Source organism: Calothrix sp. CBUCES-K 9914, assembly GCF_059640475.1.
The window spans coordinates 1-21,622 of sequence record NZ_JBXXZH010000163.1 but is presented as its reverse complement, the minus strand read 5'-3'; the positions used below and the strand labels follow the sequence as shown (position 1 = coordinate 21,622).

General features: G+C 41.1%; 20 protein-coding genes, 1 tRNA gene and 1 pseudogene. 10 read left to right on the top strand and 12 right to left on the bottom strand.

Translation table 11 applies throughout. The features are described 5' to 3' along the window. Positions 1-695 precede the first annotated feature (695 nt). Together AC2JBO_RS29155 and AC2JBO_RS29150 are read right to left on the bottom strand one after the other, a co-directional pair. The gene (locus AC2JBO_RS29155) at positions 696-1,445 is read right to left on the bottom strand and encodes an endonuclease/exonuclease/phosphatase family protein (protein ID WP_496957122.1); all 750 of its coding nucleotides are present in this window, start codon (positions 1,443-1,445) and stop codon (positions 696-698) included. Between the two features lie 229 nt (positions 1,446-1,674). Then, positions 1,675-2,322: a Uma2 family endonuclease gene (locus tag AC2JBO_RS29150; RefSeq protein ID WP_496957121.1), complete on the bottom strand. Its 648-nt coding sequence runs from the start codon at positions 2,320-2,322 to the stop codon at positions 1,675-1,677. A 1,020-nt stretch (positions 2,323-3,342) separates the two neighbouring features. Here AC2JBO_RS29150 and pipX point away from each other — a divergent pair. The 4 genes from pipX (at position 3,343) to proC (ending at position 6,377) form a co-directional block, all read left to right on the top strand. Continuing rightward, positions 3,343-3,621: a transcriptional coactivator PipX gene (pipX, locus tag AC2JBO_RS29145; RefSeq protein WP_496957120.1), complete on the top strand. Its 279-nt coding sequence runs from the start codon at positions 3,343-3,345 to the stop codon at positions 3,619-3,621. A 34-nt stretch (positions 3,622-3,655) separates the two neighbouring features. Beyond that, on the top strand, positions 3,656-4,354 hold the full coding sequence (locus AC2JBO_RS29140; RefSeq protein WP_496957119.1) for a YggS family pyridoxal phosphate-dependent enzyme: 699 nt from the start codon (positions 3,656-3,658) through the stop codon (positions 4,352-4,354). 409 nt (positions 4,355-4,763) lie between these two features. Further along, positions 4,764-5,378, top strand: coding sequence for a cell division protein SepF (locus AC2JBO_RS29135; protein WP_496957118.1), 615 nt, complete (start codon positions 4,764-4,766; stop codon positions 5,376-5,378). 186 nt (positions 5,379-5,564) lie between these two features. Next, entirely contained in the window at positions 5,565-6,377 is an 813-nt protein-coding gene (gene proC / locus AC2JBO_RS29130) for a pyrroline-5-carboxylate reductase (RefSeq protein ID WP_496957117.1), read from the top strand. On the opposite strand, the gene mazG is transcribed toward proC, so the two are convergent. Next, positions 6,366-7,166 carry a nucleoside triphosphate pyrophosphohydrolase gene (gene mazG, locus AC2JBO_RS29125; protein WP_496957116.1) on the bottom strand — a complete coding sequence of 267 codons (801 nt, stop codon included), beginning with the start codon at positions 7,164-7,166 and terminating at the stop codon, positions 6,366-6,368. The two genes, proC and mazG, sit on opposite strands and share 12 nt — an antisense overlap. Then, positions 7,156-7,767, bottom strand: a complete 612-nt coding sequence (locus tag AC2JBO_RS29120) for a metal-binding protein (protein WP_496957115.1) — start codon at positions 7,765-7,767, stop codon at positions 7,156-7,158. The genes mazG and AC2JBO_RS29120 overlap by 11 nt, the downstream gene beginning before the upstream one ends. Before the next feature lie 282 nt (positions 7,768-8,049). Between AC2JBO_RS29120 and AC2JBO_RS29115 the strand changes: the two genes are divergently transcribed. After that, a tRNA-Val gene (locus AC2JBO_RS29115) sits at positions 8,050-8,122 on the top strand. 601 nt (positions 8,123-8,723) lie between these two features. Here the strand turns inward: AC2JBO_RS29115 and AC2JBO_RS29110 are convergent. From AC2JBO_RS29110 to AC2JBO_RS29095, 4 genes are all read right to left on the bottom strand, one after another. Then, entirely contained in the window at positions 8,724-9,128 is a 405-nt protein-coding gene (locus AC2JBO_RS29110) for an ExbD/TolR family protein (protein WP_496957114.1), read from the bottom strand. Beyond that, positions 9,112-9,765: a MotA/TolQ/ExbB proton channel family protein gene (locus AC2JBO_RS29105; RefSeq protein ID WP_496957113.1), complete on the bottom strand. Its 654-nt coding sequence runs from the start codon at positions 9,763-9,765 to the stop codon at positions 9,112-9,114. Before AC2JBO_RS29105 ends, AC2JBO_RS29110 begins: the two co-directional genes overlap by 17 nt. 49 nt (positions 9,766-9,814) lie before the next feature. Beyond that, positions 9,815-10,117 carry a helix-turn-helix domain-containing protein gene (locus AC2JBO_RS29100; RefSeq protein WP_496957112.1) on the bottom strand — a complete coding sequence of 101 codons (303 nt, stop codon included), beginning with the start codon at positions 10,115-10,117 and terminating at the stop codon, positions 9,815-9,817. Between the two features lie 198 nt (positions 10,118-10,315). After that, entirely contained in the window at positions 10,316-10,522 is a 207-nt protein-coding gene (locus AC2JBO_RS29095; RefSeq protein WP_496957111.1) for a hypothetical protein, read from the bottom strand. 39 nt (positions 10,523-10,561) lie between these two features. Between AC2JBO_RS29095 and AC2JBO_RS29090 the strand changes: the two are divergent. Beyond that, positions 10,562-10,702, top strand: a pseudogene (locus tag AC2JBO_RS29090) (succinylglutamate desuccinylase/aspartoacylase domain-containing protein); the annotation flags it as partial. Positions 10,703-11,029: 327 nt separating this feature from the next. Next, positions 11,030-11,152, top strand: a complete 123-nt coding sequence (locus AC2JBO_RS29085) for a hypothetical protein (RefSeq protein WP_496957110.1) — start codon at positions 11,030-11,032, stop codon at positions 11,150-11,152. 31 nt (positions 11,153-11,183) lie between these two features. On the opposite strand, the gene AC2JBO_RS29080 is transcribed toward AC2JBO_RS29085, so the two are convergent. From AC2JBO_RS29080 to AC2JBO_RS29070, 3 genes are all read right to left on the bottom strand, one after another. Then, the gene (locus AC2JBO_RS29080) at positions 11,184-11,519 is read right to left on the bottom strand and encodes a XisI protein (RefSeq protein WP_496957109.1); all 336 of its coding nucleotides are present in this window, start codon (positions 11,517-11,519) and stop codon (positions 11,184-11,186) included. Then, positions 11,507-11,674 (bottom strand): element excision factor XisH family protein, encoded by a 168-nt coding sequence (locus AC2JBO_RS29075; RefSeq protein WP_496957108.1) that lies wholly within the window; start codon positions 11,672-11,674, stop codon positions 11,507-11,509. Before AC2JBO_RS29075 ends, AC2JBO_RS29080 begins: the two co-directional genes overlap by 13 nt. Positions 11,675-11,788: 114 nt before the next feature. Beyond that, the gene (locus AC2JBO_RS29070) at positions 11,789-15,589 is read right to left on the bottom strand and encodes a DUF2157 domain-containing protein (RefSeq protein WP_496957107.1); all 3,801 of its coding nucleotides are present in this window, start codon (positions 15,587-15,589) and stop codon (positions 11,789-11,791) included. Between the two features lie 172 nt (positions 15,590-15,761). On the opposite strand from AC2JBO_RS29070, the gene AC2JBO_RS29065 reads away from it, so the two are divergent. Then, positions 15,762-16,160 (top strand): hypothetical protein, encoded by a 399-nt coding sequence (locus AC2JBO_RS29065; protein WP_496957106.1) that lies wholly within the window; start codon positions 15,762-15,764, stop codon positions 16,158-16,160. 331 nt (positions 16,161-16,491) lie between these two features. Further along, on the top strand, positions 16,492-16,791 hold the full coding sequence (locus AC2JBO_RS29060; RefSeq protein ID WP_496957105.1) for a VOC family protein: 300 nt from the start codon (positions 16,492-16,494) through the stop codon (positions 16,789-16,791). A gap of 66 nt (positions 16,792-16,857) precedes the next feature. On the opposite strand, the gene AC2JBO_RS29055 is transcribed toward AC2JBO_RS29060, so the two are convergent. Beyond that, positions 16,858-19,590 (bottom strand): efflux RND transporter permease subunit, encoded by a 2,733-nt coding sequence (locus tag AC2JBO_RS29055; RefSeq protein ID WP_496957104.1) that lies wholly within the window; start codon positions 19,588-19,590, stop codon positions 16,858-16,860. Between the two features lie 39 nt (positions 19,591-19,629). Between AC2JBO_RS29055 and AC2JBO_RS29050 the strand changes: the two genes are divergently transcribed. After that, positions 19,630-19,854, top strand: a complete 225-nt coding sequence (locus tag AC2JBO_RS29050; protein ID WP_496957103.1) for a hypothetical protein — start codon at positions 19,630-19,632, stop codon at positions 19,852-19,854. The last annotated feature ends 1,768 nt before the right edge of the window (positions 19,855-21,622 follow it).

The following is a 21,622-nucleotide window of genomic DNA, read 5'->3' as shown; positions in this document are numbered from 1 at the left end:
TTCCCTTTTACCTAAGTCATACACCTTTAGTTTCTAAGGGTTCCTACTTAGAACGAGTCGCACTTCCTTACATATTCTTACCACCTGATAAACTCAACACCAAGCGGCGCCTGCGTTGCGGCGCGCTTGCAGTGCAACAGCCAAAGCATCTAGAGTAATAGTCAGTATTAATGGTGCGTGAAAGCACTGTATTTGGCGTTACATTGCTTGATAGTAATAGCTTAAAAGCACCCTACCCAATGCGCGTTGGCGCCTCAAAATGCTTAAGTCAGTGACATTTAGTCGCGCCATTGAATTTGCAGCGAAGAAGGACAAACTATTAAAATGCGTTTACAGCGATGGCGGATAATAAAACACGCTGCGTTTCGCATCTATATATTTAGCAGGTTTTGATGTACCGAAATTCACCGAGCTTACGCAGTTTTATTTATATTTTTGTGACTTGCGTAAAAATCCTGTTCCCATTTCGTATCAGTATTTGAGGTTGGTAAGGAAACGACTGTTTTCATTGGCGCCTGTCGTTACGGCAGGGTGTATGATGCCACAGAAAAGCTACACATTTCACAAAAAGCACTCTAGCGTCATGCACCAACATGCATTGTTAGTAAATAGAACTTTTTTATACTTTTATGACGTAAAACGATCATAGCTACGAGATATACGTTAATGGGAATTAAATTTCAGCTAAGTCTACGCTAAAAATCCAAATCAGCAGCAATGCCAAAATGGTCGGAAGGATAAATTAATGGATTTTCTGCCGATGGTTGAGTGAGAACCAATTGGCAATTTTTAACTTGTATGTGGTGATTAACAAATATATAGTCTAAAGTTCCCCGCCAAAGTTTTAAATTACGATGTACTAAAATATTCACAATTCTTTTTATAAGAATCTGGCGCCATGTTCGTGTTTTCATGAGCGGAGTAGGGCAAGTGTATTCAGGTTCACTACCGTGGTAGCTGGCGTAGGCAGATGTAAAATGGGATTGTAAAAATTTGATTTCTGGGGTTTTGGGCATCGCATTAAAATCACCAAGATTGATTATGGGTAATTCTGGTGGTAATTTTGCTAAATCCTCAACCAACAGTTTAAATTGCTCCATTCTTGCTCGACAGGCGCCTGGTTGCCAATAATAATAACCGTTACAGAAAATAAATTGCTTATTGCTAATTTCAACTCGAACAAATTGAGCGACTTTTCCTTGCGTTTGTAAATCGATAATTTCCTGCTGGATAAAAGGATGACGACTCAGGATAGCAACATAATTTACTCGATAAATGTATGGCATATTGATGTTTGTAAGCAGAAAATTAGCTTTTTTTTCATCAATTTCCTGAATGCCAATAATGTCGGCGTTGATTTCTCTCAACCCTGCTGCTAATAAATCCTGGCGCCGATTCCAATATTCGGTATCTGAGCAAATATTAATTGTTGCGACTTTAATCATACGAAGTATATAAACATCAACTCAACCTTATTATTACTCTCTTGCGCTTGACAGAGTAGAGCCAGATTATTTCAGCTATATTTTTCCAAAACCTGCGTAAAAGCTCTCCACCTTGTTCGTAGAAGAGTTTAAAGAGTTTAAAGAGTTTAAAGAATCCATATCTGAAGTTTCGGTGCTACCGCGAAGAGATAGGTAATAATAAATACCAGAGGCTTGTTGTTGCGTTAGGCTATCTCTCTTTAATTTTTGTCTTCACCCAAGTACGAAACGCTTTCATTGTTTTATTTCTCCCCTCGATTTTACTACGTTCGAGATACTGTGGAATTACCTCACTTAAAGGGAAACCAGGAAAATGAGGACTTTCATTCACCTGAACATATTGACCTGATTGCAGCACGTTAATTTCTAGTTGTGTTCCGTTAAATCGCCATAGTTCTCTTACCCCTAACACTTTGTAGTTATCGAACCGGGTTCGGGAAGTTATGTCAATTTCAAGGGCTAAATCTGGCGGTGGGTCTATAGTTAAATCAATGCGTTTTTTTCCCCTAACTGCTGCTTCGTTTTCGATATAGAAACAATCATCTGCTTCTAGACCTTGCTTCATAGTTTGACTTTTAAAGGTTGTTGACCCCAAACTTCTAAATTCAATGTCAAGTTCTTCAAGAAGCACCTTTACCAAGTCTGCAATTATCACTTTATCATCTTCATGTTCGGGTAAGGGCACCATGATTTCTAAAATTCCCCGACTGTAATTAATCCGCGAACCCCGTTTTTCCCCTAACTCCTCTAGCAATTGTTCGTACATTTGCCAACTGACATCAGTCATTATAAGTTGCTGACCGACAGGGACAACGATCTGTTTGAGTTGGACTTGCATAATTTCCTTACTGCGAGATTTATTGAGCGAGGGTTTGGGGGTTACGCTTTTCCAGATATTCTATCTTAACATATTCGTTTCAAAATCACATTTCATAATTATGCCACGTTCTCCAAAATCGCATCACAATACTATAATTAATGAGGACAGTATATCGCATTGTATAGAAACTATTTACACACTGGTGAACTTACCCAAACCCAAAATTCTTTTTTTCACTAGTACCGCTCGGCGTAAATGTATAGACCTTTTTCAAGGGTTATAAGCCGCAGCATTTTCGTTGATTCTAATGGTATGCTTACTTGTGCCAAGCGGTACTAGTCCAGCCAAAGCGCTAGAACAATTTGATTTAGATTTTTGAAACAGCAGTAATCAAAGCAGTTAGGCTGTTGATAATTACTGGGGGATATAAATAATAGCCCCAGTAAAAAAGCCCCAGTAATTTTTGAATAACCACCAGTAAAACTCAAATCAACCGCACTCTGCGTCACTAACACAAGCTCATATATCCTTACCACCTTTGACACAGAGTTTACACCCAACTCTTGAACGTGCGTTGAAGCGCTTTGTTGTAGAGCGTTTTGCGCCGTTGTTCCAAGCTCATACATGAGGCGCACGTTGAGTTTTACTCCTGTGGTGCCAATAACAGTGCGCTAATGGTCTGTGTCATTTTAATTCTTGGGTGTAGAGACGTGAAATTTACCTGCGGTACACTCCGTGAACACGTCAGGACAAAATCGTGATATTTACCCAACGCTCCAAAATTAATGACATAATAGCCCCAGTAAAATTGAAAAATAGTATTTTGTGTGATTTATTTCACATCACTACCACCTTAAAGACAGACTACACATAGAGAGATGGGGTTATTAGCATGTCGCCAAAAGTCAACAAAACAATTAAGCTGGTGGAATATTTGCATTTTAAGCAAATCTTCCAGCAAAATATGGTATTAATCAGGCTGAATTTTCGTTATTAGTAGAGAAAAGGTTATATGTACAAAAAACGTAACGGCAATAAATGAACTCAGATAGCCCAGAAACTTATATAAATCACCCAACTTGGGGTTTACTCTACCGCATTAGCTTGGTAGATGAGAATCAAGAGCTATTTACCACGCTCTACGCCCAGCGTCTGTTCTTTATAGTCACCGTTGAAGCTAAAAATATGAAGTTCCAGCCTATCGGTCGTACCGAAGCACGCATGATGCTCGAAAACCGTCTACGCTTCCTCCGTCGCTCTGGCTCTTCGGACGAATATACTCAGCTTCAAAGCGTTTTTCAACGCACTTTCAACTAGTATAAGAGCGTTTAAAACCTGCTGTCGCGCGCATATGAGCAACCTATATACTGAACGCATCCACCAAATCCAAAAAACACTACCTGAGCAAGTTCGCTTAATTGCAGTCACCAAGACAGTTCCTGCGGAGTTAATTCGCATCGCTTACGACGCAGGAATTCGCGATTTTGCTGAAAGCCGCGTACAAGAAGCTGCTGCAAAACAAGCCTCACTTCATGACTTACCCGGTATAACCTGGCACTTTATTGGCAATTTGCAAAGCAATAAAGCCAAAAAAGCCCTCGAACTTTTTCATTGGATTCATTCGGTTGATAACCTCGTAATTGCTCAACGTCTCGACCAGCTTGCACTCACACTTGGTGTTAAGCCGTGTGTCTGTTTGCAGGTCAAAATTGTTCCTGACCCTAACAAGTCTGGTTGGCATGTTCCTGAGCTACTTCAAGATTTACCCTTATTAAACGATTGTAAAAATTTACAATATCAAGGTTTGATGACAATTCCACCTTTAGGACTCGATGATTCTCAAACTTTAGAAGTATTTAATAAAACGAGTGAATTAGCTCAGGGGATCAATGCTCAAAACTGGTCAAACATCCATATAGAGCAGCTTTCGATGGGTATGTCCGGTGATTACGAACTAGCTATTCAAGCAGGTGCAACAATGATTCGATTGGGGACAATTTTATTCGGCGCCCGTTCCACTTCACAAACTGTACCAAGCGCTCCTAACTAAGTACCGACAAATGATACAGACACTTGAAAGCTGTCAAATTCTTCGTGGTAAAGCGTTTAGGTTTGAAAAAACACATACGATACTGAGTTGATTTGATACGTAAAAAAAATATTGTATCCTGATTCACGAACTGACTCAAAATATAGTATTTACAAAAGTGTACTCATATAAAAATATGGGTCAAGATAGTGTTCCCTCAGCGAACTACTTGGGTTATAATTCTGACTCATTGTTGCGTGTAAAAAATATGTTCCAGCGCTTCGGGGCGCCGACATAAAAAGTATGCGTATTCAGTGTTACAAACAACGGTAAAATTCCGTGCGTTGCCTGCGCGGAAAACGTGGTAGAAGTTGAAGACAGCGAATTTTACCTTATATGTCAAGGTATTGAGTACCAGGAGCGTGTCAAAATGAACAATATATTTACCAAGTTGAGAGACTTTGTTGGTTTGAATGAACCAGTAGAGTATGAAGAGTATTACGAAGAAGTTGATAACGACGGTTATCAGAACATCTACCAAGAGCAAAACCCACCCCAAGCTACTCCAAGTGCGGCACCAGCACCAGAAACTCCAGCAGCTAATCGACGTTGGCGTGAACCCGTGAGTACAATGGGTACTGATGTAGCAGGTGCTAAAACTATGAATAATGTGATTGGTATGCCTGGAGCTTTAAATGGAATCTCGGAAGTGTTAGTTCTTGAGCCACGGACGTTTGAAGAAATGCCTCAAGCAATTCAAGCTCTACGTGAGCGGAAGTCAGTGGTATTGAATTTAACAATTATGGATCCAGACCAAGCGCAACGAGCAGTTGACTTTGTTGCAGGTGGAACTTACGCACTTGACGGGCACCAAGAACGTATTGGTGAAAGTATTTTCTTGTTCACACCCAGTTGCGTACAAGTTAGTACTCAAGGTGGTGTTTTACATGAAGTACCTCAACATTCTCCCGTGCGTCCAACTCGTACACAACCGACTCCCCAAAATCAAGCTTGGGGAACTGAGCCGAATCGAATGGCGCAGTAAAATAAGGAATGTACGTTTTGGAGTTTTAGATAAGGGATTGCATCTAAAATTCCAAATCTTTTACATAATAGGCTTTTTGTTGAATAGTACCAATTTGGAGTTTGGTTTTTTTTAATTTGTTTCTTAGGCTTGAAACGATATTATATCCAGATTCGGTATTAAAAGTATTATTAGGGTGAATTCGACTTGTCAGTAAAATTTGGTTTAATTGGTGGCGGGGTAATGGGAGAATCGCTATTATCCCGTCTCATCAATCGAGGAATTTATCAGGTATCAGAAATCATAGTTAGTGAACCTTCTTCTGCACGTAAAGATTTTCTCGTTCAACAGTACGGTGTTACTGTCACGAATGACAATACCGAAGTATTTTCAACGGGTAGTGATGTAATTTTTTTAGCTGTAAAACCCCAGGTGTTTACTACTATAGCGAGGGAAATTTTAGATGTCATCAGTAAAAAGAACTTTTCTTTAATTGTATCGATTTTGGCTGGGGTAACTTTAAAGCAGTTGGAAGCTGTGTTTATTGATTCGCCTGTTATCCGCGCGATGCCTAACACTCCTGCAACAGTTGGCGCCGGAATTACAGCGATTTGTGCAGGTAAAAATACTCAGCCGCATCATGTAGAGAAAGCGCGTCAGTTATTTGCAGCAGTAGGGGAAGTCGTTGAAGTCGGGGAAAGTTTAATGGACGCTGTTACGGGGTTATCGGGAAGTGGACCTGCGTATGTAGCACTGATGGTAGAAGCATTAGCTGATGGTGGAGTAGCAGCAGGTTTACCGCGTCCTGTTGCTCAACAACTAGCTTTACAAACTGTACTAGGAACAGCAACGCTCTTACAGGAAACTAAACTTCATCCTGCAGAATTAAAAGACCGTGTAACGAGTCCAGGTGGTACAACCATTGCTGGAATAACAGAGTTAGAGAAAGCTGCTTTTCGTTCTGCTTTAATTCAAGCAGTTATTGCTGCAACTAAGCGTTCACAAGAATTAGGAAGATAGGTGTTTTTTCGCGCGTTGCCAAAGTGCTTCCAATTCTGCCAATGTATAATCAGCAAGTGGACGGTTGGCAAACGCTTCCATTTTCTGGAGTCTTTGAATGAAGCGTTGATTTGTTCCTTGTAAAGCAGACGCTGGGTCTATATTATTCCAACGCGCGACTTGTACAAGTGAAAATAGCACATCTCCAAATTCTGCTTCCTGCTGCTCAGGTGTTTCATACGCTAACGCTTGTTTAAATTCTTCAACCTCTTCAGAGAATTTGTCCCAAACTCCATCGATATTTTCCCACTCAAACCCGGCGCCAGCAGCTTTTTTAGAAATTTTCATTGCTGCTGTTAGCGGTGGTAACTTTTTGTTATATTGATTAAGCTTTGTACTGAGTAACGCTTGTTCTTGTGGAGATTGTCCTTTTTCTGCTGCTTTTATTTCCTCCCAGTTTTGCCGCACTTCATCTACATTTTGTACTTTTGTATCACTGAATACGTGTGGATGGCGCCGAATTAGCTTTTGGGAAATAGCTTGAGCAACTTGTTCGATTGAAAAGTGTCCATGTTCACTAGCTATCTGTGCTTGTAAGACTACCTGTAAAAGTAAATCTCCAAGTTCTTCAACGATAGCATTTTGGTCTCCGCTTTTAATTGCGTCCACTACTTCGTATGCTTCTTCAATAACATACGGTGTTAAAGTTTGGGGTGTTTGCTCTAAGTCCCAAGGACAACCACCGTTCGGGTCACGGAGTTTTGCTACTACCTCAATAAGTTCTTGTAATGCTTTAAGATTACCGTTCATTTACCTTTTTCCTTTTTCCTTTCCCCTTTCTGACTACTCGTTTACGTTTCTTCATTTTGCCATTATTTAACAACCCTTTTAAGTATTCGCGAATTCCTTGCTTTTTAATACGTTTTATCGCTGAACCTGTCCAGTCGCTGAGATAATGACTCATGGCGCCTAGTTCTAAGCCTAGAAATAATGCCAAAAATTCTGAAGAGTAAACTACAACTGTGTTTGCTGTTTCATTGCCCAGAGATTGCCAATTTAATGCTACATTGCCAATTTTCTCAGCTATGACCATGAAAATAACTGTAATAATACTTATTATTAATGTAAAGTAAATAACTCTTAATAATGTACCAATAACGGGACCATGCGATAAAAACGAGCGATGACGGAGACTCTTTTGATACGGTATCCAAATCCATTTGAACCATCCCCACCTTTGATACTGTACTGAGTAGATATCTAAGTCAGGTCCAAACATCAACCCACCCAGCATAAACCCCCCAGCGATCAACAGCGTTGTACTGCTATCGCGCGTTTGCCAATATGTGGCGCCAACGATAACGGGTAATCCCCAAATTGTAATTCTGTCATGTGTTCGACCAGAAGGCATAAGAGTAGGGTGCGTGACGCCATAACAATCGTAAAATAAAAAGCCGTAACTAGTAGCGTCACGCACCTAGTCAGTAGTTAGGAGTGCTGTAGCACAGGTGTCCCACCCATGCAGTGCCAAGTTTAATAAGCTATTTTTACCACAGAGTACACAGAGAAATATAACTAAAAATCTAAAATTAATATCAACCTTATGACTATTGGCGCCTAAGCAAAAAAATTTCACGAAACACTTGCATAATCAAAACAGATTTGCTATATTTAATTCTGGCGATAAAAACACGGGTGGTTAGCTCAGTTGGTAGAGCGCCTGCCTTACAAGCAGGATGTCACAGGTTCGAGTCCTGTACTACCCATGATTCGGTGCTTAGTGTACATATATAAGTTCCTGTAAGCCTTGATTTTAAAGGATAATTATTTATTTAAATTCAAATTTAGCACGTAAAGTACGGAAGAGCCAATTTTTTTCACTATAAAATAACCAAATTCGCAACAGCTTCTAATAGGGTAGGAAAACCCAACAAAATTCTTTCAGCTTACAAACAAAAGTCGGTGCGTGAAGGCTACCAGCATTGCGCTTCGTTTTAAAATTTTAGTATTAATGGTGCGTGAAAGCACTGTATTTGGCGTTACATTGCTTGATAGTAATAGCTTTCACGCACCCTACCCCAATTTATTGGCGCCTCAAAATGCTTAAGTCAGTGACATTCCACCCTACGTTCTTTGCCTGCGGTTAAGTTATTGGGTGTTGTCAATCCGTCGAAGCGAAAACGATTTCTTTTTGAGCTTCGTTGAGTGATTCTATTATATTGTTATATTCTTCTGGTACTATAGGACGAGTAGTTTCTGACTCAGCTATTTGATAAGTTTGATTAAATTGTTCACGAACTTTACCAAAATAGTCATCTACATATTCTAGGCGCTGTTCGGGCGTTTCACTGGTCTTTGTGAATTGGTTTATGGTTGTTTGGTTGCAACGGCGATGCGTACACCTGGAACCTGACGTAAACTATCCATCACGGCAATGACTCTACCATAGCTTCCATTTTCATCAGCGCTAACTATTACTAACTCATCTTGACTATCACCAACTAATTCCTGAATTTCTCTCGTTAAATTTTTTATATCTACTGATTTACCGTCTATACTTACTTGACCCTTAGCGTCTACAGTAACATTAATCGCTGAATCAGTTAAACCTTGTTGAGATGTTGAGGCTTTTGGTAGATTGATGGGTAGTCCTCCAGTACTGGTCAATGATAAAGTTGAAATAATAAAAAACGTTAAAATTGCGAATACCACGTCAATCATTGGCACAATATTAATTTGTGGTGGAACTTCTGGTTCATCGGGAAGACGCATAAGATTTTTCTCCTCTTTCATAACGGCGCCGATAGAGCAATTCTAATTGTCCACCATGTTCTTGAATAAATGCCATCTGACGCTGATGTAGTCCTCGAAACATATTTGCAAATAATAATGTAAAGATTGCTACAACTAACCCAGATGCTGTTGATACAAGTGCTTCACTTATCCCACCAGTAACATTAAGCGTTCTGGCGCCACCAAGTTCACCAGTACCTAAAGAAGCAAACGAAGTAATAAGACCTAACACGGTTCCTAATAAACCAAGTAAAGGCGCCAGCGAGATAATTGTATCAAAAACAGTTTGAAAACGTTTGAGAAGTGGAATTTCTGCTTGTGCCGAACTTTCCAATGCTAATCTAAACTCTTCAGGGGTTGCATCCTCAAGTTCGAGCGCAGCCAAAAATATACGAACTGCTGGTAAGTCAGTGTTTTTGTTAAGCTTATCGAGCGTACTCACTACATTATTATGTTTGTAAAGGTTTAAAACTTCTTTGATAACACGCTCTTGGCGCCCGTTCAACTGCATCCAGAATAACACACGCTCAATAATTAGCGACACCGCCAAGACCGAAAACCCCAGTAAGGGGTACATAACAACCCCACCCGCAGTAAATATATTACCAATTCCCATAGTTTACTTTTGAATTGACTTATACATACTTGCCTAGAGTAACAGTTTTTTACAAAGGCGCCGATTTATTAACTTCTTGAAGCTGCCTTTTCTTTGGTGGTTTTCCGCTGCGTGGACGTTCAACAAGGGTTTGCTGTAAATTTTCCTCACAATACTGTTTGCGAGTCCGTTCTACTGTCGCTACAGACGTATATAACGCTTTAGCTATAGCTTCATCTGTACTACCCTCATTCGCCATTAATAAAGTGTGCGCGCGACGAATTGTTCTGGCGCTAGCTTTTCCTTTCTTGACTAAATCTAGTAATTGTGCTTTATCTGAATCACTTAAAGTTACTTTGTGCTTTTTATTCATAAATTCTATCATCAAGCAGCACACCAAAAGGCGCCTACTTGTATCTTTATGTTGTTTTATGGTTGATAGTATACCACAAACCCATCAAAATTAATAGTAGGGTGTGTGAAGGCTACGAAAAAACGAAGAGCGTAGTTATAGGACTTGTAGCCTTCACGCACCAACTCGTGCCGAAGTGACTATATTGAGGAAATTAAGTCAGATTTTGGAGTGGTTATCTTGGCACCACACCATCGCCATTTGAAATATACGCAACATTTCTATGATTTCTCGATACACAACACCAGTACGCTGAATATTTTTAACGTTGGCAGCATGACTAAGGTTGATATCTGTGCGTTCGGCTAAATAAACAAAACGCTTGAGACGTCCTATCTTTATGGGTTTTCGATTTTCTTGGTTCATATTCGACCAGTTCTATGGTGAATAAGTATATATAATCACATGTTTTTGACTTTTGACGGACAGACTATTGCTTACGAAGGTGAATCAATTGTATACCCAACGTTTATTAACGAGGCAGCTTACTACGAAAAGGGTATCGCTATGTGTTTAACCCAAAAACAGCTTATTGATAGCTTTTAATTATCATAGCTATTTGGAGCAATTCTCCAAGAATAACGCAGCCAAGCTAAATTCAAAACCTTTTTGAGGAAAATTATCTAAAATAATTTAGAAAAATAATTCTGTTATAAAGCTTTTAGGTGATTTTACTTCTGGGTTTCAAATCACTTTAGATGTTTCTAATGAGGGTGAAGCTCCGTATCTTTCGGTGACGGGAAGATTACCGGGGAATGCAGCTATTGTTGCTTTTTCTCGAAAATGGAGTCAGATTTATCAGAGTAGATGCTGTTCAGTGAGAATTCATGTTAACAGTATCACACCTTCGCAACTCAACTACTTATAGATGGTATGGATCCAACCCATGTAAAAACCCTAACTGGACACGAAAGCGAACGCGCGTTTCGTCGTTACGTAGTCCGAGCAAAACTTGCAGCAGCAATAGCAGCATTCGACAAAATACATTCACAGTAGGGGCTGGTTGCAGCAACCACCCGATCACTATTCAAGCCACACTATAACCCGTATCAATCCTGGCATATTCTGGCTGTAATCCCAACACAATATCTGAGCGTTCCACACCCATTTCAACGAGTTCTCGCGCAATTAAGCGATCAGTCTCATTGCGCTGAATCCAAATCTTACCATCCTTAATATCAAAGTGCATCAGGACAGTGTAAAATCGTTTATGCTTCTGCCATCCCAGGCTGACTAATTGATAATGGTCATTATCGCGATCACACAAAATCTGTGTTTCAAAATCTGCATTACTACGATTGCCAAGCGTATAATCTTGTAGCAAATTTTGAATAATTTTTCTGTACTGCTCTAGTCGATCCATAGGACGATTTCCTCCTCGATCGGGTTATATACCAGTAGTTTAACCTGATAAGTACGAACTGAAGCCTTTGCTAAGGGGCGTTGGAAGAAAACTTCATAGGCGGTTAAGGGAACGGCAAAATATAGGGTTCTGTCAGGCTCCAGGGTTTCTAACACGCAAAGCCTCCACCCAACCTACAAATATGTTCTACATTTTACCTGTTTACAGTATAAGTAGATTTTGTTTGTAAGTAATCATTTATCCGTTACATCCGTTATATCCGTTGCCAGTTATTCCCAATTTTCAAATTGGTCGCTAGCTGAACGGACTAATGTGCTTAACTTTTCGCGTTGCGTTTCAAAGTTGGCGGCGATGGATATTAAGATGATACCTAGGCATATTCCTATTACCCATTTCATAAACGCATACCGTAAGCTGAATATTACAAGTTGATAAATACCTGTTACTAGGAATGTTCCTGTACCTACATACAGAAAGGCGCGTATTCGTAAAGCTAACCCTGCGAAAATTGCCACTAAACTTAATATTCCAGGGATAATTGTTGTGTCTTGATGGAATATTACTGCATATCCACATATTATCCCACTGCCAACGATTCGTAAGCTATGGCGCCCACTTTTTGATTGAGGTAATTTCAACTGTGGGTTAAACTGAGCTATATATAGTAAGGATAAGCCAATTGTTGTTACATACCATAACCCATCTGTAAAGCGCCAGTCATAAAAACATCGCATTGATGCCCAGTTTACCAAAACCAGACTAATATATGTCAATTCAAAAGCGCGCGTAAACCTTGCTAACAATATATAAAAGCTAGCTGTGATTAATAGTGTCACTGGATAAACTTGATATGCTGTTAATGATAGTACTATTAACGGCAACACATAAGCCGTGTTCCTATAAGGTGTTCTCGACCAACCCCAACTCTGCCACGGTAGTATATACAAAAAATAGGCGCCGATACAAGATATTGCAGCATTCCAAGGCATTAATTCGTGGGTGAATAACCGCGCAATCGGTAAGTCTCGCAGTAAAATTGTTAGTGTTACTCCTTGGACTAAACCTAAATAAACCCAAACTTCTTTTACTATTATTTCTTCAGGTGTGGAAGTAACACCTCGACCTTGAAAGATAGCATACCTAACCAAAAATATACCCGTTGTTAACCCAATATAACGATTTATTTCCAAAGGTGAAGCAACTGCCATTAGTAATAAACAACTACTCCATACCCAGTGTGAATTAGCAATTAAGGTAATTTCTTGTTTACTCAGGTGCAAAAACTCAGTCAGCCAAGGTGAAAGAACTCTATACACATACATAATTATTGCACCCAGCGCGGACATTGCAATCAACCCATCGCCGTAATATCCTCCCTGTTTTTGCAGCATCTGGTAAAACAGCAGTTCGTACAAACCAAATGTAACACCAAACAAACCTATATACAACAGTGGTTTTAAAGCTTTGTTTCGTCTACCTACACCAATAACAACGACTGCGACACCAAGCACCAATAAACCTGTCCAACTTGTAAAAGTGTCAAAACGTAATATAATGCTAAATGCGACGTAAATAATTGGTAATATATGAAAACTGCTGGGAAGTTCCACACGATGGCGCCGTTTCCACCATTCACCGAACAATTGAGCAGTTATACCAAGGGCAATATTTGCTACAGCTATTTTTATTGTTGTTCTACCAGTCAAAGCTAAACTCTCTGCCACCAATAATTCTAACCCTAAACCAATTCCGTAAAATTCCCGATTCGTAGGTTGGCGCCAAGTCCGAAATAATATTGCAGTAGTTGTAATTGCTGTTGCCGCTAAGTATAAAATTCCTGGTTGTACAGCTCCTTGATATACTAACACCGAATGAACTGTCAACAATAATAACTCGGCGCCACATAATATCAACGCCCATTTATGCAACGCAGGAGAGTATAAAGTGCTGAGTTCTGAGTGCTGAGTTTTTAAGGTATTATTCAAAATTACCGCGCGTATGACCCATAAACTGAAAACATTTATTGCACCAACCAAAAGCCAAGCATCATTACCAAGCAAGTTAAACTTTGCAATATCCCATAGTACAGCACTTTCCAACATCAACGCAAAACCAACTGTGACTATCGCAAACTCAACCGACTTTAGTAGTAGCCTAGTATTAACAAACATTAAAACTGTAGCAACAGTCAAACTAATGACGCGAATTTGAGGTACAACAATAGTCAGAAACTGTGCAGTTCCCGTAGCTAACACACTCGATACTGCAATAAAAGTGCGCCGCGTTGCTTCCGTGCGAGTGCTAATAGCTGTTAAAGTAATTGGTACAGCTAGCCATACTAGTCCCCATTGATCTTGAATTGGATATTGAGCGTATATATATGTAGATGTATTGTGCCACAGTAAAACAAAGCTAACAGCGGCTAGTCCATAACCAATATGCATCGCACTACGGCGCCATATTCCGTTACCAACACTATACAACCACTCCGCTACCATCAAAACTAACAATATTACTGCCCAGTACTCTGACTGTAATGTTGGCAGGCGCCAATTTATAAATGAACAAAGTGTCAAAATGACGGTAACATGAGTTAGATAGACTACGTTTTCTGTAGAACGTCGTTTGCTAATAGCTGCAAGCGTTACTGCACTACTCAACAAGTTTAATGAACGTATAGCCGGATTAAGTAACCCAATCGCTGTTAACGTCAATCCAAAACAAAAGTTTATAACTTCCCCAAATACTGCTTGCTTTAACTTATTCGCTTTCCGCAAATACTCTGTTACTACCGTCATTACAACCAAGAACGGAAATAAGCCTAAACTTAATAGTGCCCAAGGTGTAGCTGTAGTAACTTGAGTTGCAATTGTCACTATACTACTTCTAACACCAACTGGAATAACTCTCCAAAATAACCAATTAGCTTGTAATCCAATCGTAAAAACTACTAAATTATCAAGTTCAAAAGTATACAACTGTAAACGGCGCCAAAAATACCACAAACTCAAACCACTTACAGCAAGTGCTTGCTCTGGATGTGATACAACCGCAACACCCCAACCAACTAATAATAATATGGCGCCAGTAAGTTGCCAGTAACTTAGCTCCGTATTTTCCTCTGTTCGTATGGATAACCAAACAGCTAACCATCCGCAAATTCCAATTGCCAACCCTAATAAGGTAACATCTACTCTAACGATAAATATGGCTCGGAATAAAAGCAGTAACAGAGAATAGATTATTATAGAGACTGGTAAATTAATTCCTGCCTCAGCTTGTTGATTGTTAACACGCTGCAATGATAGCGTTTGATATACAGTTAAAAGACTCGTCCCTATCATCCCTATATAAACAGCAACCAAGGGAAACCCTAATATACCCCACCCCAAATGTAAATATGATAGCCCCAATATCTGAAGGCGCCGTAAATTATGATTTGGCAAATTGGCAGCAAATAAACTGCTATTACCAATTAATATAGTTACAACTGTAAGAACAACAGACGCAATGACAGCAAACAGCACTCCAGTACTCGATGTCCATAAGTGAAACCCGTCCATAGCCCAAAAGTTAACGGGAATCAAAAGCTGTGTGACAATAATAAGCGATTGTGCAGTTAATCTTAAACTGGAATGCTTACCTGCCCAAAAACTGGCGCCAAAAAAGCTAAGTGTATAAGCAAATAAAACTCCATATTGTCCAGCAGCAGGAAACTTGTCCCACTGACTAGCAGCAAGTAACCCAGATGATGCGACTACTAGGAACACTCCTAAAAATAGTAGCCAACGGACGCTCAGTTCTGCCATCAACGACTGAAGCATCCCAACCGCAACACTCGGTTTTTGCTCCACTTTCGGTAAAGATTTAGAAGGCGCCTCTTGATATGATGTTACTGGCTTGCTTTGTAACTCCGCTACCGAAACACGACAAACTAAATGTGAGCCACATATTTCCTTAACTTGAGAGTCAGAAATCAAACCTAATTGTAGCCAATTATCTAATCCTCTCAGCAACTCCGGATGGTTTGATGTCAACCTGACATTAATTGAGAACGGACGTTCGGACATAAAATTGCTACCATGATGTTATGGATATCGGGATATGCACAAGCTGTATAAAACAACTTGTGAACAAATTTTGACACGTGTTATTTAAAATCTTCGCTGTCTTAAGATTAGTTTCCAGACTTGTTTGTGACAGTTTGTAGTATGGTTATATGGGCGCCTGTATAATCATGGTATGAAATTTCCATTAAGTCCAAGCTATCGTCCACAAGCAAAAGATACAAGTATAGAAGCAGACATTTACTTGTTTGATAAATTGCGTCAATTATCGTTACCAGAAAGACTTGAAATTTTTGCAGCACATGATAGAGGAGTCAAAAAGCTTTCTCTTGTGGGTGTGAAAATGCGTAATAGAGAGGCGCCTATAGAGACAATACGAGAACAGTTTGCTCGTGCTATTTTGGGAGATAAATATCTAGAGGGTTTTCAAGCTAAAGGTAGAGATGAAACAATGTGGATTCAAGATTCTATCGCACTTGCAGGCACACTACATCAAATTTTAGAATCCATAAATATCTTATATTACGTTAGTGGGGGTGTTGCAGCTAACGGCGCCAGTGGTAATAATGCTTAATTCCGTTTTTAGTACTTTGACTTTTTTTGCTCTGGTTGATATTAACCATTTAGCAAAATCAAGTGGATACTTTTCTGCTAGAATTTTACAAACGTTGTCGTAACTCACTTTTGTAACCCTGTATTGTTGATGTTTTTAGAATATGTTAAATAATCAACTATACAAATAGCATGTGTATAATTTATTGCTGGTTGTTTGTAAAGTTTTTATATGATTTTTTTGATAAGATTATATATTTTAACTTACGTCTAATGCCGAAATGACAACATCGTAAGTCCTGTATCTAACAAAAAAGTACCCTAGATAAAACTGCTAGTAAATGTATAGTATTATGGTGATAAAAGTAGATTCGCTCGACCATCTTGTTCTGACGGTTAAAGATATTAATGCTACTGTAGATTTTTATTGCCGTGTTTTGGGAATGGGAGTTGTTACGTTCGGTGAGGAGAGGAAAGCGTTAAAATTTGGAATTTATATAAGATGGTGCGTGAAAGCCATTAGATTTTCTTTTTTGTTCGAGTTTGTTCTAGCTTTCACACACCCTACGTTGAATGTCACTGACTTAAGCATTTTGAGGCACCAACGCGCATTGGGTAGGGTGCGTGAAAGCTATTACTATCAAGCAATGTAACGCCAAATACAGTGCTTTCACGCACCACTAATACGTTAAGTAAGTGCCATTCCACCCTACGTTGCTTCAACTATCCGTTGCAATCCGTTGCCTAGTTTTTCTTTTTGATAGGAAGTTTCGGAATGCTTCCATGTATAGGTAATATACTGGTGTTAAATATAAGGTTAGTATTTGTGAAAATACTAGTCCTCCTACTACGGCTATACCTAGTGGGCGCCTTGTTTCTGAACCTGCTCCTAATCCTAATGCTATTGGTAATGTGCCCATTAATGCTGCCATTGTTGTCATCATGATGGGTCTAAATCTCACTAGGCAAGCTTGGTATATTGCATCGTATGGGCTTTTTCCTTCGTTACGCCTTGCAACTATTGCAAAGTCTACCATCATAATACCGTTTTTCTTTACTATACCTATTAGTAAGATGATGCCAATGAAGGAGTATACATTTAGTTCTACGTCAAATAATATTAACGTTAGTATGGCGCCGAATCCTGCACTCGGTAGTCCTGAAAGAATTGTTAATGGGTGAATGAAGTCTTCGTATAATATTCCCAAGATTAAGTATATTACGGCGATGGATACTATTAAGAGTAATCCTAAGCTTTGCGTTGATTGTTGGAACGCTTTGGCGCCTCCTTGAAATCCTGGTGTAATTGTTGATGGTAATATGGATGCAGCTAGTTTAGATATTTGTTGGCTTGCTTGATCGAGTGATGTTCCTGGCGCCAGGTTATATGATATTGTCGCACTAGGTATTTCTCCTAGATGACTCAGGGTAAGTGGTGTGACGCTTTGCCTGAAGTTTGCTACTGCGCTTAATGGTACTAAGTTTCCTGAACTGGAACGTATATATAATGATGAGATGGCACTTACATCACGTTGATATTGCGGTAATACTTCGAGGATAACTTGGAATTGGTCGGTCGGTGTATATATCAATGATACTTGTCCGGAACCAAAAGCACTTGATAAGGCGCCTTCTATTTGTGATGCTGTTACTCCTAATGTCGAAGCTTTATTACGGTCTATATCCACTTCAATTCGTGGACTACTTAATTCTAATGTACTATTTACATCCTGAAGTCCCGGTAACTTCTTCATTCTTTCTTCGAGTTTAGGGACATATTCAGCTAAAACTTTAGAGTCTAAACTTTGTAATGTGTATTGATATACTGCGTTGGTTTGCTGTCCTCCTATCGCTATTGCTGGTGGAGACTGCATTAATACTCGCAAACCTGGTATTTTGGAAACTTTTGGTCGCAGTTTTTGAATTATTTGGTCGGAATTTAGGCGCCGACTCGAGAATGGTTTTAATCGTATAATTATACGTCCACTATTTACTGACGCATTCGGACCTGCTGCACCGACTGTGGAATTTACTGCTAACACATTTGGGTCTTTGCGAATTATATCAACTACTGCTTGTTGGTGTTTCAACATCGCTTCGTAAGATATATCTTGCGCTGCTTTCGTGTTTGCTGTAATTTGTCCAGTATCTTGGGTGGGAATAAACCCTTTCTGAACGACTGTTGCTAAGTAAAACGTCAGTACTAAAATAACGAATGAAGTTATTAAAGTTAAGATGTGATATTTCAGAACTACTCTGAGAGTGGAAGCGTAAACTTTTTGTACTAAATCAAAACCCGACTCGAACGCGCGGTAAAATCGATTCGAGTTATTATGGTGTGACGTTAAAAACCGACTACACAGCATTGGGGTTAAAGAAAGTGACACAAACCCTGATACTAAAATTGCGACAGAGATAGTAACGGCGAATTCATGGAATAATTTCCCTAATATCCCACCCATAAATAGGATGGGGATAAATACAGCGACTAACGATAATGTCATTGATACTATCGTAAAGCCAATTTCTCTGGAACCTTTTAATGCTGCGTTATACGGTGTTTCTCCCATTTCTTGGTAGCGAACTATATTTTCCAGCACTACTACCGCATCATCTACGACAAACCCTACTGATAAGGTTAACGCCATTAATGAAAGGTTATCTAATGAGTAACCCGCTAAATACATTACTGCGAAGGTGCCTATTAAAGCGATGGGTAGTGCTAAACTGGGAATTACTGTTGCTGAAATGTTTCGCAGGAAGATAAATATTACCATCACTACTAAAGCAATTGTTAGTAGTAAGGTAAATTTTACGTCATCTACTGACGCGCGGATAGATTCCGAACGGTCGTAGAAAATTCCCATTTCAATTGCTTGAGGGACTTGTTCACGTAAAGTTGGCATTAATTCTTTAATTGCATCAACGATTGCTACTGTATTAGTATTAGGTTGACGCTGTATTGCTAAAACTACCGAAGGATTGCCATTATACGCATTAGAAGAATTGATATTTTGAATACTGTCTATAACCTGTCCTACATCTTCTAAACGTACTGCAGCACCGTTTTTGTAGGATACAATTAGTTTTCGATAAGCGGCAGCATCCTTTAATTGACCGTCTGCATTTACTATATAGCTTTTATATTTTCCTGAAAGTATACCCGTTGGTAAACTGACGTTTGCACTTTGAAGAGCAGTTTGTACTTGGTCGATACCAACACCACGACTTGCTAGCTCTTTTGGGTCTACTTGTACACGGACTGCATACTGTTTCGAGCCAAACACTTGTACTTGTGCAACTCCATCAACCATTGATATTGGTTGACCAACGGTTATTTCTGCATATTCATCGACTGTAGAAATGGGAAGTGTTTTTGAATATAGATATAAAAATAAGATAGGCGCCGCGCTTGGATTGCCCGACTTGCTGCCACGCTGCCCTTCCTGCATTGTCCTTGCTTCGTGCAGGGCCAGGCCTTCTGCCAGTGCGTGTTCGACCACTGGGCAGTCGTGCCAGGTGACCCCCTGGACCGCAGCGTAGTGCTGCGGCCGCTGGAGCCTGCCCCTGTTGCTGCGCTGGCTCGCGAGTTCTGTGTGAAGACAAGGCGGCGCAAGGGCATGAGTGAGGACGTGAGCGTGGCCAAGTTCTTTGATGACCCTATGCTGCTGGAGCTGGCCAAGCAGGACACGGAGTTCCAGCAGATGGCGTTCTAGCACGTGTTGTTATGCAATGTGTCTCATTATAATGAGTGCCGGGTGGCTCTTGTATGGATGTATGCTACAGGAGGTGGCGTTGTGGTGTGGCTGTTGCCAGGCAGATGCTTGTGTGCATTCTAGTCTTGCTGGAGGCTGGCCAAGCAGTGCGCACAGGGCGTCAGCAGATGGCGTTGTGTGAAGTTGTTCCTTCTGACATGGCAGTCGAAGGAAGCGGCAACTCTTGTGTGCAAGTGCTTGCATGCTGAGATGTCTATTCATGGTGTGTGTTGCTCGGTGGAGCCAAGCTAGCAGCAGACATGGTGTTTGCACTTGATCGTTTGTCCTGGCTGTTAAAAATGCATGCCTTGTTGGTGTTGTTCTACATTATGCTGGCTGCTGTGTGCAGCAGTTGCAGCCAAGCGGTTCTTGTGCCGTGTAGCTGGGCTGCAGCTGCCCGAAGTTTACACATGTATGGCCTTCCAGGCTGCCAGTAGCAGTGGGTGTCGCTGCTGGCTGCTGGCTGCGCTGAGGGTCGCGGTGCTCGGGCAATACAGCGTTGCTGTGGCATGTGAGCTTTGCTGTGGCAGGCCTGTGTGCGTGCTTTTGGGCCCAACAGCCCAGGGGTGGGGGAGGCAGGAGGCAACACATGGGCTCTGCCCACCCTGCCGCATGTCCGGCACGTTGTGCTTGGGCGCTTGTCATGGCCATCATGCATAGTGCCAAGCCATGGCCAGGTTCGCTGTGTATGGTTCTGCTGCCACAGTTGCGGTCAGCAGGTTGTGCAGCTGCTGTGGGGTGGCAGCAGCGCAGCAGCTTGATGTGTTGCTGCACAAGACCATGGTCTGCTTGTGTGCAGCTGTTGCTTAGCAGAATCTCCGCTGCTGTCGCTGTGTACAGGCATTGGCTGTATGTTTGCACTTGTACAGCTCCGCACACAGCTATAGCTCAGGATTTGGTTGCATACGTAGCACATCGCTGCATTCAGAGCACTGGTGTGAAGCCGCATCTGAGCGTGAGGTGGTGAGGGGATTGGCGGGATCTCAACTTGAGATAACACCCCGAGCAGTATGAGGGCTCACGCCTCGCGTCTGCCGTTTTGGGGGGACTCTTCCAGTAATAGACTTTTGACAATTCGGATCCTGGCTACCAGCGGCGCGCATGCGTGGGAAGGTTGTGATGTTATTGGTAAGGCGTCTTACAACGGCGACAACCAATTGGAACTGTGCAGCAGCTACCCACCTGACCTTGCAGCTACCTTGCCATCTTTGCAACCTGATGAACCAATCCATGCATTATGCTTAGGCGCAATAATCCCCAGCCTTACTTGGCTCGAAGCCGGGCGCCAAGCTTGCACAGATCCCAAGTTCCCTGCCGGCCACTGCGCCACACTGCTCCAACTGCTTGCAGCGGCTGCTCCAGCTGGGGTAGCGAGGCTCACGCAACGGCATCATGCCGCAAGGCTTGCAGGCTGAAAACGGTGTGCTGCACCGTGCACACGCGAGTGCACACTTTGACAGCCGCCGTGCTGCAATTGCACGTGAGGCCTTCCTGCTACCATGGCATTGCTGAGATGGCACTGCCATTTGGCAGCTGCTGCACAACCTGCGGACAGGCTGTACAAGGCAATGTACGAAGACGTGACAATGAGGAAGTGCTCCTAGCAAACACAGGATGCAACCAGCATGCAAGCCCCACACATAATCACCTTTGTGGGCACAACAAGGCAGACAGTCAACAGCAAACTGCAAAGTGCACTGTACCGCGCTCACCTTGCTGTTGAGTGTCA

Bases quoted from the DNA above. Each gene is read 5' to 3' on its own strand.
- AC2JBO_RS29155 (WP_496957122.1), bottom strand. From the start codon at position 1,445: ATGATTAAAGTCGCAACAATTAATATTTGCTCAGATACCGAATATTGG.
- AC2JBO_RS29150 (WP_496957121.1), bottom strand. From the start codon at position 2,322: ATGCAAGTCCAACTCAAACAGATCGTTGTCCCTGTCGGTCAGCAACTT.
- pipX (WP_496957120.1), top strand. From the start codon at position 3,343: ATGAACTCAGATAGCCCAGAAACTTATATAAATCACCCAACTTGGGGT.
- AC2JBO_RS29140 (WP_496957119.1), top strand. From the start codon at position 3,656: ATGAGCAACCTATATACTGAACGCATCCACCAAATCCAAAAAACACTA.
- AC2JBO_RS29135 (WP_496957118.1), top strand. From the start codon at position 4,764: ATGAACAATATATTTACCAAGTTGAGAGACTTTGTTGGTTTGAATGAA.
- mazG (WP_496957116.1), bottom strand. From the start codon at position 7,166: ATGAACGGTAATCTTAAAGCATTACAAGAACTTATTGAGGTAGTAGCA.
- AC2JBO_RS29120 (WP_496957115.1), bottom strand. From the start codon at position 7,767: ATGCCTTCTGGTCGAACACATGACAGAATTACAATTTGGGGATTACCC.
- AC2JBO_RS29110 (WP_496957114.1), bottom strand. From the start codon at position 9,128: ATGCGTCTTCCCGATGAACCAGAAGTTCCACCACAAATTAATATTGTG.
- AC2JBO_RS29105 (WP_496957113.1), bottom strand. From the start codon at position 9,765: ATGGGAATTGGTAATATATTTACTGCGGGTGGGGTTGTTATGTACCCC.
- AC2JBO_RS29100 (WP_496957112.1), bottom strand. From the start codon at position 10,117: ATGAATAAAAAGCACAAAGTAACTTTAAGTGATTCAGATAAAGCACAA.
- AC2JBO_RS29095 (WP_496957111.1), bottom strand. From the start codon at position 10,522: ATGAACCAAGAAAATCGAAAACCCATAAAGATAGGACGTCTCAAGCGT.
- AC2JBO_RS29085 (WP_496957110.1), top strand. From the start codon at position 11,030: ATGGATCCAACCCATGTAAAAACCCTAACTGGACACGAAAGCGAACGC.
- AC2JBO_RS29080 (WP_496957109.1), bottom strand. From the start codon at position 11,519: ATGGATCGACTAGAGCAGTACAGAAAAATTATTCAAAATTTGCTACAA.
- AC2JBO_RS29070 (WP_496957107.1), bottom strand. From the start codon at position 15,589: ATGTCCGAACGTCCGTTCTCAATTAATGTCAGGTTGACATCAAACCAT.
- AC2JBO_RS29065 (WP_496957106.1), top strand. From the start codon at position 15,762: ATGAAATTTCCATTAAGTCCAAGCTATCGTCCACAAGCAAAAGATACA.
- AC2JBO_RS29060 (WP_496957105.1), top strand. From the start codon at position 16,492: ATGGTGATAAAAGTAGATTCGCTCGACCATCTTGTTCTGACGGTTAAA.
- AC2JBO_RS29055 (WP_496957104.1), bottom strand. From the start codon at position 19,590: ATGCAGGAAGGGCAGCGTGGCAGCAAGTCGGGCAATCCAAGCGCGGCG.